General features: G+C 62.9%; 10 protein-coding genes. 7 read left to right on the top strand and 3 right to left on the bottom strand.

Going from position 1 to position 13,465, the window contains the following annotated elements; all coding sequences use genetic code 11:
- Positions 1-2,061: AMP-binding protein (locus VFA16_RS05125; protein WP_324966773.1), on the top strand; the 2,061-nt coding region annotated here is incomplete at its 5' end.
- Between the two features lie 13 nt (positions 2,062-2,074).
- On the opposite strand, the gene VFA16_RS05120 is transcribed toward VFA16_RS05125, so the two are convergent.
- On the bottom strand, positions 2,075-3,484 hold the full coding sequence (locus tag VFA16_RS05120; RefSeq protein WP_414687643.1) for a hypothetical protein: 1,410 nt from the start codon (positions 3,482-3,484) through the stop codon (positions 2,075-2,077).
- A gap of 412 nt (positions 3,485-3,896) precedes the next feature.
- Between VFA16_RS05120 and VFA16_RS05115 the strand changes: the two genes are divergently transcribed.
- From VFA16_RS05115 to VFA16_RS05105, 3 genes are all read left to right on the top strand, one after another.
- The gene (locus VFA16_RS05115; protein ID WP_324966772.1) at positions 3,897-5,165 is read left to right on the top strand and encodes a glycosyltransferase; all 1,269 of its coding nucleotides are present in this window, start codon (positions 3,897-3,899) and stop codon (positions 5,163-5,165) included.
- A 267-nt stretch (positions 5,166-5,432) separates the two neighbouring features.
- A complete protein-coding gene (locus VFA16_RS05110; RefSeq protein ID WP_324966771.1) occupies positions 5,433-6,761 on the top strand; it encodes a hypothetical protein in 1,329 nt (442 codons plus the stop codon).
- Positions 6,762-6,881: 120 nt separating this feature from the next.
- Positions 6,882-7,889, top strand: coding sequence for a Gfo/Idh/MocA family protein (locus tag VFA16_RS05105; RefSeq protein ID WP_414687644.1), 1,008 nt, complete (start codon positions 6,882-6,884; stop codon positions 7,887-7,889).
- A gap of 95 nt (positions 7,890-7,984) precedes the next feature.
- On the opposite strand, the gene VFA16_RS05100 is transcribed toward VFA16_RS05105, so the two are convergent.
- Entirely contained in the window at positions 7,985-9,625 is a 1,641-nt protein-coding gene (locus VFA16_RS05100) for a GMC family oxidoreductase (RefSeq protein ID WP_324966769.1), read from the bottom strand.
- A gap of 272 nt (positions 9,626-9,897) precedes the next feature.
- Between VFA16_RS05100 and VFA16_RS05095 the strand changes: the two genes are divergently transcribed.
- Positions 9,898-11,166, top strand: coding sequence for a glycosyltransferase (locus VFA16_RS05095; protein ID WP_324966768.1), 1,269 nt, complete (start codon positions 9,898-9,900; stop codon positions 11,164-11,166).
- Between the two features lie 92 nt (positions 11,167-11,258).
- Here the strand turns inward: VFA16_RS05095 and VFA16_RS05090 are convergent, their stop codons facing one another.
- Complete coding sequence (locus VFA16_RS05090) at positions 11,259-12,062, bottom strand: GAP family protein (RefSeq protein ID WP_324966767.1); 804 nt, start codon at positions 12,060-12,062, stop codon at positions 11,259-11,261.
- 192 nt (positions 12,063-12,254) lie between these two features.
- On the opposite strand from VFA16_RS05090, the gene VFA16_RS05085 reads away from it, so the two are divergent.
- Both VFA16_RS05085 and VFA16_RS05080 read left to right on the top strand, forming a co-directional pair.
- A complete protein-coding gene (locus tag VFA16_RS05085) occupies positions 12,255-13,028 on the top strand; it encodes a phthiotriol/phenolphthiotriol dimycocerosates methyltransferase (protein ID WP_414687642.1) in 774 nt (257 codons plus the stop codon).
- 108 nt (positions 13,029-13,136) lie between these two features.
- Positions 13,137-13,465, top strand: a 329-nt coding sequence (locus VFA16_RS05080) for a glycosyltransferase (protein ID WP_324966766.1), incomplete at its 3' end; no start/stop codon positions are given.

Here is a 13,465-nt window from a genome sequence, read left to right as displayed (position 1 = left end):
GACGACGTGGCCTACATGATTTACACGTCCGGTTCCACGGGTCGCCCCAAGGGGGTGCTGATCGAGCATCGCGGCGTTGCGAACCTCATGCACACCATGTTTCGCGAGTTTGGCGTCGCAGCCTCCGACACCGTGCTCTCGGTAGCTTCCATCAGCTTCGACATGGCGGTTGGCGACATCTTCTGTGCGCTGGCGTGTGGAGCGCGCTTAGTGCTGGCCACCGCAGCGCAGGCCACGAATCCCGCTGCCTTGAGCCGGGTTATCGCCGATAGCGGTGCGACCTACATGATGGCGACACCGACCACCTGGGGAGCCCTCATCGCCGCCGGCTGGCGCGGCAACCGTCGTCTCACGGTCGTATGTGCCGGCGAATCGCTCACCCACGGGCTGGCCGAGGCGCTGTTACAACGGTGCGAAACGGTCTGGAATGCCTACGGCCCCACCGAAACCACCGTCGTCAGCAACGTCGCGCGGGTGTTCGAGGGAGAGACCGTCACGGTGGGCAGACCCTTGCCGAACGTGCGCGTATACATCATCGATTCCCGCGGGCGACTCCAACCGATCGGCGTTCCCGGGGAGATCGCCATCGGCGGTGTGGGAGTGGGGCGCGGCTACTTCAATCGCCCTGAAGAGCATGCGCGTCGATTCGGAGACGACCCATTCCATGGCGGTGGGCGGATCTACCGCACAGGCGATCGTGGCAGGTTCTTGCCCGACGGCCGGGTACAACACTTGGGCCGCTATGACGACCAGCTCAAGATCCGCGGCTTTCGCATAGAGCCCGCCGAGATCGAGTCGATCTTGGGTGAGCACCCGGACGTGGGGTCCTGCGCGGTTGTCGCTCGCGAGGTGCGCAACGGCGAGCAGCAGTTGGTCGCATATATCGTCGGCGAGCCGGAGCGCCCAAGCGACGCGGAGGCGCGTGAGTGGCTACGTCGCCGTCTGCCTGAATACATGGTGCCCAGCGCGTTCGTGCACCTCAGTGAGCTGCCCACCACAGCAGGTGGGAAGCTCGACAAAGCGGCGCTGCCCGAACCGCCGCGGTGGGGCACAGCCCGCGTCGGCGCCCAGCATCCGCGCGACGACACCGAAAGGCGCGTCGCCGTGCTGTGGGCCGATCTGCTGGGCAGGCCGGTAACCGACGTCCATTTGGACTTCTTTGATATGGGCGGTCATTCGTTGCTGGCGGCCCGGCTGATCACCGAAGTCCAGGGAGCGTTTGGTGTCGCGCTGCCGCTTACGGCGTTCCTTGAGAACGGCAGGACCGTCGCAGAACTTGCCGAGTTGATCGGTGCCGAAAACCCCAGCGGTTTCGACGAATTAACCTCCGAGCCACCGCTGCATTTCATCTTCTCCGAACTTGTGTCGGCGATGAGTCTGAGACATTTCACGGCACAGTGGGGTCCTGCACAGCCGGTCCATGCGATGATCCCCGAGCAGCCAGGTGGACGCTTCGACAGATCGGTGACCATTGAACAGCACGCCGAACAAGCCCTTTCGGCAATCCGCAAGCGCCAGCCAGACGGTCCGCTTGCGCTGGCAGGTTACTCGCTGGGAGGGCTCATCGCGTATGAAGTGGCCCGTCAAGCTGTCGATGCCGGACAGCAAGTCGTCTGGTTAGCCGTTGTCGATACTGTGGCGCCACCGCTGCGGGAGACGCTGACGTTGCGATGGCAGCATCGCCGGTTACGCCAACAGCCAGCGCGTGAGCGGTGGGCAAAATACGCTGCAGTCGCGATTCAGGTGCTACGCGCTGGCCCGAGTTCGCTGTGGCGAAGCCGCGACGACTTTGACTATGGGGGTGCCGTCGAGCTCGTATCGCGCTATCAGCAGTCCGGCCATAAGGTGCCGATGCACCTGTTTGTCAGCGAGGTCTCTGCAGACTATGCGGAAGCAGACTTACTGGGTTGGGACGAATACCACAACGGGACCTTGACGGTGGATCGTTTTGCTGCTGACCACCTCGCCCTGCTCGATCAGCCCGCGGTGGGGGAGCTGGCGCGCAAGACGCTCGAGTTGCTTCGCCAAGCACGGACAGCACCATTCGACGTGCGGCACTGACCCCGGCGATTCGTTACTCGATCTTGCCGGTCAAACCGAACTCAGCCAGGGTCTCGGCGACCAGCTCACGCAAAGCGGGTTTGTTGTTCTTGGCACCCGGTTGGTAGGCGAGGACGGTGATGACAATCTTGCCGGCGAGGCGCATAGACAGCACGTTCAATTGGCCGCCAATTCGCTCGAGCCACTGTCGCCTTACCTGTTGCCGAGGCCCACGTGCAGCTGCGTACTCGGCTTCAGTGCCATCGAGGCGACATACCACCGAGCCGAGCCCGCCGAGGTTAGAACAAAACACCGGGCGCTCAGGGTCGCTAAGCGCCGCATCGGCCAGCCGTTTCAGCACCGGCTTCGGCATGAAGAGGGTCAGCCACAGGGGCTGCTGCTCGCTCCCCGTCTGCCGCAGATTTGTCAACTCCTGGTTGATGGCGGCGCGGACATCGCGCAGATCGGTCGTCACCCGTGTCGGGTCGACACAGACGCGTGCGAACGACACTGCGACGGCGCGCGTATCCCCTTCGGCGCGTTCGCTTATCGGGAGTTGCAAAGTAACGGCGCCGTCATCGCCACGTCGGCGCCCCATGTGCTCCCCGAGTTTCGCAGCCAACCCGCCGACCAACGTGTTGCTGGTTCCGCCAAGAGCCTCCGCACGGGCATCCCACTCATCCAGGTCAATAGAGATCGTGACACCTGGCACGACGATCACGTCGTTGCCGTCGTCGCTACCGGTGGCCACGGGGCGCGACGCTGGTAATCGGCCATTATCGCGCCGCCGACCGGCCTGCTTGCGGGCCAGTTTTGCCGCCGCGCCGACCGCCCGGGCAACCTGCGGCACATCCCGCACTGTTTGGCGGACATCCTCAACCGCCGCGCGCAGCGGGCTGCGTGAACGCGGCGGTGGATAGCCAAGATCCCGTGTGTTGCCCATGACCGCATCGATCAGGGCAACGACAAGCCCCAGGCCGTCGAGCACGTAGTGTGACACCACGAGGCTGACCGCGGTCGAACCATCTGTAAGCGGAAGGACGCCAAGGTGCCAACCCGGCCCCGATTCCGCATCTACAGGTAGTTGTGAGCGTTCATCGGCCCAGTCGCTGAGTTCCGCCCGGGGGCGCGCGTGTTCGGCGATATCGATTTCGGACGGTCGCCGGTCTAACACCCACCGATGCCTGCCGAACGGCAGCGGCGAACGCTCAATGCGTCGTCCCAACAAACCATGACCGAGATTGTGGTGAAAACGACGCAGCCCATCGAAATCAATAGCGTGCTCATAAACCCACACGACCTGCATGATTTCCTTCTGGCCGGCGGCGCGATGGCTATCGAACAGCATCTGGTCCAGCAACGCGAGCCGCTTGTCCGGCCGCGCATCACCATTGGATGCTTGGCTCTTGAATGATGAGCGTGCAGGACGTATCCGAGCTGGCACAGATCAGGCTCCGACGCCGCACGATGCGGTGAGGGCTTTGGTGGGTTCGAACCGACGCATCGAATCAGAAATTGACTGCTGGTCGAAATCACAGTGTCGAAGAGTCGCGCGAGCGCGTCGCTTCCCGTTAATGGCAAGCAGCATGTGGACCATTATCTACACGCGATGCTGGGGTCACGCGCCACCGATGAGCAGGAGCCCGCGATTGAGTCATGCGCTGCGATGGCGTCGTCTCGCAACCAGCCGATCTCCTTAGTGGAGCGGCCCTGCGAGCGCTGGCCATTGCTTCTGAATTTATAGTCGGCAGCACCGGTATCAGGGTTATGCTGCTGCGCGGCTGCGCCCGGGCCGCCGGTTGCTGCTTTCAATTTCGCAGAACGCGCGCACGGGAAGTGATGAGCTAGGGCACGCAATGAAATTTGTGCTGGCATGCTATGGAACTCGCGGCGATGTCGAGCCCTGCGCCGCCGTCGGCCGTGAGCTCCTGCGCCGCGGACACGACGTGCGCGTGGCAGTCTCCCCCGACCTGGTTGACTTCGCCGAGTCGGCTGGCCTGTCCCCAACCGCCTACGGGCCGGAGTTGCAGTCATTCGTGGACGCGCAGCGCAAACTCCTGACGTGTTTCGTCCACAGCCCCTGGAGGATCCAGAAGCTGCGCAGGTTGGGGCGCGAAGTTAGGGAACTCGGTATGCAGTGGCGGAGGGAGGTGCTTACGACGCTCACCTCGCTGGCTGAAGGTGCCGACCTGCTGTTCACCGGCCTGAATTTCGACGACGCCGCTGTGAACGTCGCGGAGTACTACGATATCCCGCTGGCCACGCTGCATTTCGTCCCGGTGCGGGCCAACGGCCAACTCGTTCCATTCCTGCCATCGCCGTTGATCCGCTCCGCAATGACGGTGAATGAATGGGCGCAATGGCAGATAGCGAAAAAACTCGACGACGCACAGCGCCGTCAACTGGGCCTGCCGACAGCAACAGCCCGACCGCCGCGTCGGATCGCCGAGCGTGGATCGTTGGAGATTCAGGCCTATGACCAGGTTTGCTTTCCGGGGCTGGCAGCCGAATGGGCCAGGTTCAACGGCCAGCGGCCCTTTGTCGGTGCGCTGACGCTGCAGTTGCCCACCGACGCCGACCAGGAGGTCGCCGCCTGGATCGCCGAGGGAACACCACCGATTTTCTTCGGATTCGGCAGCATCGCCGTCGAATCGGCCGCCGACACCCTGACCATGATCAGCGCCGCCTGCGCCCAGCTAGACCAGCGCGCCTTGGTGTGCGCCGCCGGCACCGACTACAGCCACGCCCCCCAGTTCGACCACGTCAAGGTGGTGGACACGATGAATTTCGCCGCCGCCTTCCCGTCGTGTGCCGCGCTGGTGCACCACGGTGGGGCGGGCACCACCGCGGCGGGCCTGCGCGCCGGAGTGCCCCAACTGATCTTGTCCACCGACCTCGACCAATCGCTGTGGGGAACTCGGGTCAAACGGCTGCAGGTCGGCACTGCCCGACGCTTTTCCACCACGACCCAGCAATCCCTGGTGGCCGATCTGCGCACGATTCTGACCCCCGACTACGCCGCCCGAGCCCGCCAGATCGCTTCCCAAATGACCACACCGGCCGAAAGCATCACCACCGCCGCTGACCTTCTAGAAGATTTCGCCCGCCGACGACGTGTCAGCTGATCACCGAAACCGCGCGGTCGCCGTGATTTGCTGCGCGCGGAAATGCCTGTCGCCAAAGGAGAATGAAGCTCGTCAGGATCGACTTTGCAACCTCCTGCTGACGTGAGCTTGTGACGCAATGCGTTGTCATCTCCAAATTTCGGACCGTTAACGAATCCAGAGGAAGGAGCATCGAGCCGTATCCGAAATGTCGCGCGTGACCTGCGATTTCGTCGTCCTTAGAGGGGTAACACTTCTTAGACATGTGGTAGGAAGTACGTTGAGAAAATGGACACCGTACTCGATCCGCTCGATCAGTTTTTGTTTGACCTCGGGCGAGTGGCAGGGGTAACCATCCTGCTGCAATGTTTCTGGGCATACGACCGTCCGATCGATATCGATGGCCTACGGCAGTTCCATGACCATCTTCAGCGCGGACGGTTGTCCCGCCGCATCGAACCATCACCACTGCGGTTCGGCCGGCACCGCTGGATATCTCCCAACGGCTCACCAAACATTGAGATCGTCCGGTCGCCCCGGCCACGTGAGGAATTCGATGCCTGGCTCAACGAACAGGCCAACACTCCATTGGATCCGGCGCACGGCCCCGGATGGCACCTTGCCGCGCTCCCCTTCAGCGACGGCGGCGGCGGGGTCAGCTTGGTCATTTCCCATTGCCTCACCGACGGCCTGGGACTCATCGAGGCGCTGGCGGATGCGGCGCTTGGTCGCGACGACCCGATCAGCTGGCCTGCCGCCGGGTCGCGCCGGCGGTGGCAGGCCGTGCGTGAAGACGCCCGCCAAACCGCGCGCGACACCCCAGCAATGGGTCGCGCCGTCGCCACCGCGGTCCGGTCGGCCCGGCGTCGCCGCGGGGGCGCCGAAGCTGCAGCCCGGCGGCCAGCCACGCCACCGGCGTTGCACGCTGGCGCCGATGAAACCATCACGCTTCCAATGGCGACGATCTTCGTCGACGCCGATGAGTGGGAAGCCCGCGCACATTCGCTCGGCGGGACCGGCAGCGCGCTGCTTGCGGGGTTGGCGGCCCGCCTCGCCCAACGAGTCGGACGCGTCACTGCAGACGGCTCGGTCGCCGTGCGGATCCCCGTCGACGAGCGCACCCCCGGCGATACTCGCGCCAACGCCACCGGCAATATCGACATCACAGTCGACCCTGCAGCTGTCACGACGGACTTGCGCGAGATCCGGTCCGCAATCAAGCGAGCGCTAATTCAGCACCGGCAGGAGCCCGACGAAGAGCGCGCAATGATGGCTATCCTTCCGCTGTTGCCCCTTTTGCCCAAGCGGCTGTTCAGGCCCGGCGGCAATGCGACCACCGTCGTCTCATCTACTCTCGGTCTGATCAACCCGGGCGCCGCACGGCCAGATGGCACAGATGCCGCCCGCGTCGCCGGGCGGCTTCTGTACCCCGGAGTGACCACGACGATGATGGACCGGTTCGGCGGACTCATGATGGTGCTGTCGGGAGTAGTGCACCGACAGGTGTTTGTCTCGGTCACCGCTTATCAGCCGGGCCGTTCCAACTCGGATGACGACTTACGACAAGAGCTTTCGAGCACCTTGAACGACTTCTCACTCGCCGGCGCATTTCTCTAAGCGATTCGCAATGTCGAATCCACACACAAGAACTAGGCACCGGAAATCCGACGTCCGCCAGCGCGCCCCGCTGCCCGAACCCTGGTCGTCTCTCCTAGGTGACACTCATCAACTGCTAGCATCGCGTCCGTGTCTGGACGCGGGACCCTCGTGCGGATCGGCATCCTGGGTGCAGCCCGCATAGCACCGTTGGCACTCGTCCAGCCGGCCCGGGAAAACGCCGAAGTCATGGTCTCGGCGGTCGCCGCACGAGATGTAGCCCGTGCTCAAGCCTTTGCCGCCAAACACGGTATCGCCCGGGCGCACGACAGCTACGAGGCGCTGATCGCCGATTCAGACCTGGATGCTGTCTACATCCCGCTGCCGAACAGCTTGCACGGGAAGTGGACTCGGGCTGCGATTGCCGCCGGCAAACACGTGCTGTGCGAAAAGCCGTTTACTGCCAATGCCACCGAGGCCCGCGAGATCGCCGAATTGGCCAGGAAGTCAGACCTCGTTGTGATGGAGGCATTTCATTACCGCTACCATCCGCTGACGTTGCGCATTGAGCAGATCATCGACTCGGGAGAGCTGGGCAAACTTGAACGGGTGGAGGCAGCCTTGTGCTTCCCCCTCCCGAAGTTCTCCGACATCCGCTACAACTATTCCCTTGGCGGTGGCGCGACAATGGATGCCGGATGCTATGCCGTCCACATGGTGCGCACGTTCGGTGGCTCGACGCCGGAAGTCGTTTCGGCACAGGCGAAGCTGCGTGAGCCTGAGGTGGACCGGGCGATGACCGCCGAGTTGCGCTTTGCGGGCGGACACACCGGTCGGGTCCGCTGCTCGATGTGGTCGGCGGATCTGTTGCGGTTGAGCGCCAGGGTGATTGGTGACCGCGGCGAGCTGCGTGTGCTCAACCCGGCGACACCTCAGTTTTTCCATCGGCTGTCGATTCGATCAGGCCATGGCAATCGGAGAGAGCGCTTCCCGCGAAGGGCCTCTTACGCGTATCAACTTGACGCTTTCGCCGCAGCGGTGTTGCGTGGCGAGCCGGTGAAGACGACCCCGGAAGACGCGGTCGAGAACATGGCCGTCATCGATGCGATCTATCGCGCTGCCGGCCTCCCGCTCCGCGAGCCGGCTTGAGCGCTAATGCGTTCGGGCAGTTGATAGCACGCTACGCACAACATGCTCTGCGCTGGGCTCGGGCGGGGGCTCCCGCGACGGCGTCTTACCGGTTCTCAGGCCGCGAAGTGCATTTGGTTCACGTGTGCGGCTACCCGCAAGGCGTTGGCTGCGACCGTTAGGGCGGGATTCAAACCGGCGCTGGAAGGGAAGAACGAGGCGTCCACCACGTATAGGTTGTCCAATTCATGTGCCCGGTTATGTGCGTCAAGCACACTGGTTTTCGGGTCGGAACCGAACCGGCATGTGCCGCAGACGTGGGCCAAAGCCTCGTTGTTGTCAGCGGCCCGTAGGGTGATTTTGCGGAAAGGCTTCAATACCTCTTTCAACTGCCGCAAAAACACCGCCCGGCGCTCGATCTCACTGGCGTGAAAACGATACTGAATTCGCAGCCGCTGGCGCCCATCTGAGCCTGGCCGATCCCAAGGCAGCACCCGGTTATCCAGATAAGGCAGGTCTTCCATGATCGGTGCCAGCACCAGCCCGCCGGTGTAGTAGCGCTCGTAGATCCGGCGCGCCGCCGGGGTCATCAGGCGCAGCATCCTCGGCCGCCAGCCGGGCCGGTTGACCAACATCTCCAATGGTGCCATCGCGCCGAATGACTGCACGGTGCCGTATTTTTGCCCCTCGAAGAAATAGAAATCGTTCAGGCCGATCTCCTTGTTTTCGGCGGTGATCTTATGGTCGGGTTGCGGCCAGATCTCGACCAAGTCGATGAGATGGCGCATCAAGTTGCGTCCCACTAAGTCCGAGCCGTTGGCCAACCCGCGGGGCCAATCGCCTGACCGGGAATTGAGCAACAGCATCGGGGTGGCCAGCGCGCCGGCGGCCAGCACCACCACCTTGGCTTTCAGCGCCAGCACGCCGGAGCGATGCTCGCAGATCACTTGCCGGACGTGGTTGCGGTCCGCATCTAGGCGTACGGCACGACATTGCGATAGCAAAGCCGCTCCGTGCTCGGCTATGGCGGGGAGCACGCCATTGCGGGCAGCGTCGTTTTTGCACGACTGGTGGCAGAGATAACCCTGACACACAGAACAGCCATCGGTGTAATCGCAAGCCATCGGCAGGCGGTAGGGATGCAAGCCGCGACCGGCCAAGTAGTCGACCAGCGGCTGGTTGTCTGCCGAAAACGGCGGCGGCGGAAGCAGATCGACCTCGGCCGCCTCGGGCCGAAGTGGATCTGGCTGGCCGCGGACCCCCAGCAGCTTCTCCGCCGCTGTGTACCAAGGGCGCATCTGGTCGTAGGTTATCGGCCAGGCATCTGGCACGGTGGAATCGCCGGGATCACGGAAGTTCTGCCGCGGAGTGAAGTCGCGAACGAAAAATCGCTCGCAGACCATGCCATACAGAGCCGACGATCCTCCGGTCCCGCTGCCGATAAACGGCACAAACCGCCGCGAAAAGCGCCCGCTGATGTCTTCGATCTCGTCCGTTGAGCGCCCTGCTCGGGACAAGGCGTCGTAGTAGGCCTGTGCAGAACGGGCCGCCTGCGGTTCGGCCAGTTCCGGCATCAAGGAGCGAATGGTTCCCGGCATCCCGGGGAGGGTGGAGCGCCCTTTCTCGACGAACAGCACCCGACGGCCGGATCGGGCCAGCGAGTTGCCCAGCATGCCGCCTCCCATCCCGGTGCCCACGACAATTACGTCCCACTGAACGCGTTCGGCCTCGCGCGCATCCAGCTCGCCGTTAGCCAAATCGAGCTCCTCAGCGGTGGTCCAAGCTCCACCCGGGTTGGGCGAATCACGAAGCTACCACCCGCTGTCATCCGACGCGGCTGGAGTTCCGGCCCATCGCGGTGGAAGCTTCGGTGTTCAGCGGCTGGGGATCGTTGCTGGGTGATGACCCGACCGGGGAAAGATCAGCCGAATACATGGGCGAACGCCCAGCCAAGAGTGTAAGAAACAGGAATAATCACCGATGCCCTGAGTCGCCCACGTGCACGACCACCGAAAGGGTCGGACCCGCGATGAAGTTTGTGCTGGCAAGCTATGGCACTCGCGGCGACGTCGAGCCGTGCATCGCTGTGGGCCAGGAGCTGCAGCGCCGCGGGCATGACGTGCGTGTGGCCGTCCCACCCGACATGGTTGGCTTCGCCGAGTCGGCTGAGCTATCTGCGGTCGCTTACGGAGCGGATGCGCGGGTGTGGCAGGACGTGCACCGCGATTTTGTGACGCGTTTATACCGCAGCCCCTGGCGAACCGGGGATCTAATCCGATTGGGGCGCGCGGATTGGAAGTTGTTTACCCAGTGCTGGCAGGAGGTCAATGCGACGCTGACTTCGCTGGCGGCCGGGGCCGACCTCCTGCTCACCGGAGTGATAGGCGAGCAGTCTGCTGCCAACGTCGCTGAGTACTACGACATTCCGTTGGCCACACTGCATACCTTCCCGATGCGCACCAACGGCCAGCTCATACCGAACCTGCCGTCGCCGTTGACCCGGTCGGTAATGACGGTTAGCGAGCGGCTGCAATGGCTTATAACGAAAAGAATCGAGGACGCACAACGCCATGAGCTGGGCCTGCCGAAGGCAACGGGCCCCGCGCAGCAACGGATCGCCGACCGTGGATCCCTGGAAATCCAGGCCTACGACGAGGTGTGCTTTCCCGGGTTGGCAGCCGAATGGGCTAAATTCAATGGTCAGCGGCCATTTGTTGGCGCGCTGACGATGGAGTTGCCAACCGATGCGGATGAGGAGGTCGCCTCCTGGATCGCTAGGGGAACACCGCCGATCTTTTTCGGGTTTGGCAGCATGCCGGTCAAATCTCCGGCCGACACCATCGCAATGATCAGTGAGGCCTGCGCACAGTTAGGCGAACGGGCGTTGGTGTGCGCCGGCTGGAGTGATTTCAGCCATGCCGCCCAGTGTGAGCAGATCAAAGTAGTGTGCACGATGAATTACGCGGCCGCCTTTCCGGCTTGCCGCGCGGTTGTGCACCACGGTGGCGTGGGCACCACTGCAGCGGGCCTGCGCGCCGGAGTCCCCGCGTTGATCCTTCCGACCTGGGGCGATCAGAAGCTGTGGGGAACTCAGATCAAGCGACTCAAAGTTGGTACTGCGCGGCTATTTTCGAGCACTACGCAGGAATCGCTGGTGGCGGATCTTCGCACCATCCTGAGCCCCGAATACGTAACCCGAGCCCGTGAAATCGCCGCCCGAATGAGCAAACCAGCCAAAAGCGTCGTGGCTGCCGCTGATTCGGTGGAGGACTTCGCATGTGTGCGACGGGTCGGTTGATCGACCTGCACGGCCATAGGCTCTGATTGCCCCGCGCGACTCTCAGCTCAGAAGGGCAGCTCGTAGGGCGGTCGGTGGTCTAAGCCACCAGCTCAGAGGCCGCCGATGCCGTTGGCCATCAGCGAGACTCCCGCCACTATGCACATGGCTACCAAGATCTTTCGACGATGAGCCCGCGCCCAGTCGTGCAGCCGTTGCACTATCGCTTGGGTTTTCGCTGGTGTGAGCAGATAGCTGACGAGCGTGATCTCGACAGCCGCGAGCATCCCGATGACGAAGACTAAGGCGGCGCTAACCTGTGTGGCGGCCCCTGCTCCCGACGCCACAACGATTGCGAGGACGTATACAACCTCTTCGGGCGCCGGTGGCCCAAAGCCGATGCCGATCACGAAAGCGAGCCACAGAGATCCTTTTTCCCATGCTTTGTGGACACGGCGCACTAGCCGCCGGATTACCGATGCTTCCTCTGTCGGCGAATCCCGTGCGCGGCCCAACAGCCGCGAGATTGCCGTCGGTGTATTCGAGTCCTGCACCACGGTTGACGTATTGCCGCCCGATCTCGGCAGGGGTTCCCGCGGACGCGCCAAGAAGCGCACCACCATGAGCGCGGCCATAGTTAGGGCGAGCGCACCCATGCCGATTTGAATGTGCCGGACGGTTGAGCCCACGACCGTTGTCGGGCTGGCCAAATCGTGTGTAAAAGATTTAAACATCGGCGTGATGTGCAAAACCATCAGCGGAACCAACATGTACGGCACACTCGGTATCAGACAGCCGACCCAGTAAGCGAACAGGTTCTTTACGGGCCGTGGTCGGGAGATCACGAGAATCGTGACGCCGAGACGCACCGGGTTGAGGGCCGCCAGAACGGTGAGCGCCAGCAGTGAGCTCCACATGGCCGGAACCTTACCGGCGTGGCATTTGTGACTGTGATCCGCAACGACTCAGACAGCGCTAACTCGGCAATGTCGTCGGCAGTTTCGAGACTGGTCGCGAACCCACGTTGGATTGCTGAGGCACCTGCGAGCGTGGAACCTATGTGATCCATTCGGCCGCGTTGCCGCCGCACATCCGTTCATACTCCACTGGTGAGCCTGACAAACCGCATTGCAAACATCCTGGGAACGTCCAAGTTCGTCGCGAAGTACCAATATCCGCTCGTTACCCGCCTCGGTGGCGATGATCTGGTGTTCATGAACTTTGGCTACGAGGAAGATCCCCCTATGGCCGTGCCGCTGGAGGCGTCCGACGAGCCTAACCGGTTGTGTATCCAGCTTTACCACCGCGTGGCGACCCAGGTCGATCTCACTGGCAAACAGGTGCTGGAGGTCAGCTGCTTCCATGGCGGTGGAGCCTCGTACCTCTTTCGCACCCTGCACCCGTCCTCTTACACCGCATTAGATCTGAACCCGGCCGGCATCGAATTCTGCCGCAAAAGGCACCGATTGGCCGGCCTGGATTTCGTGCAAGGCGACGCCGAGAACCTGCCCTTCGCAAATCAATCCTTCGATGCGGTAATCAACATCGAAGCCTCGTCCTACTACCCGTCGTTTCCCCGGTTCCTCGCCGAAGTGGCCCGCGTGTTGCGTACAGGAGGCCATTTTCTGTACGCCGATGTCCGCTACGGCCGCGACCGTATCGCCAAATGGGAGGAAGAGCTGCGCAACGCCCCCATGCGGCTCGTTTCGGAAAGGGACATCAGTAAGGATGTCGCGCGCGGCGTGGAGACGAATGTACCGCGGTGGCAGGAACTGAATCGCCGTACTCCGGCGTCTTTAGTCAGCAAGTGGCAGCTGAAGATCTCGCGTGAACTTCAAAACGGCGAATTCTCGTACCGAATGTACTGTTTCGTCAAGGAGTGAGGTGCCTCGGGGTTTACATCGTAGCGGCCGACACTCGACGAACCAGCGATGGTTAGCGATGCGGTTGACGTCGCCCACGGGCACGACAACTGAAAGGCCGGGATCGCGATGAAATTTGTGCTGGCAAGCTGGGGAACTCGCGGCGATGTTGAGCCGTGCGCCGCTGTCAGCCGTGAGTTGCTGCGCCGAGGTCACGAAGCGCGCATGGCAGTCCTACCCGACCTGATTGCCTTCGTCGAGTCGGCTGGGCTTGCGGCGACCGCTTTCGGGCCGGATATGCAGGCCATTTTGGATGCGCAACGCGACTTCTTTGCGTGTTGCCTCCGCAGGCCCTGGAGAATACGGGAGCTAATCAGGTCGGGGTGCCAATCTGGGGAGCTCCATGCCCGGTGCTGGGATGAGATGAGTACGACGCTGACGTCGCTGGCGGACGGGGC

Origin of the sequence: Mycobacterium sp. (genome assembly GCF_035653355.1) — a bacterium.
Lineage (GTDB): Bacteria > Actinomycetota > Actinomycetes > Mycobacteriales > Mycobacteriaceae > Mycobacterium.
This window is presented reverse-complemented; position numbering and strand designations above follow the sequence as displayed.

Excerpts from the sequence above, each read along its gene's own strand:
- VFA16_RS05115 (WP_324966772.1), top strand. The coding sequence starts at position 3,897 with ATGAAATTTGTGCTGGCATGCTATGGAACTCGCGGCGATGTCGAGCCC.
- VFA16_RS05110 (WP_324966771.1), top strand. The coding sequence starts at position 5,433 with ATGGACACCGTACTCGATCCGCTCGATCAGTTTTTGTTTGACCTCGGG.
- VFA16_RS05095 (WP_324966768.1), top strand. The coding sequence starts at position 9,898 with ATGAAGTTTGTGCTGGCAAGCTATGGCACTCGCGGCGACGTCGAGCCG.
- VFA16_RS05090 (WP_324966767.1), bottom strand. The coding sequence starts at position 12,062 with ATGTGGAGCTCACTGCTGGCGCTCACCGTTCTGGCGGCCCTCAACCCG.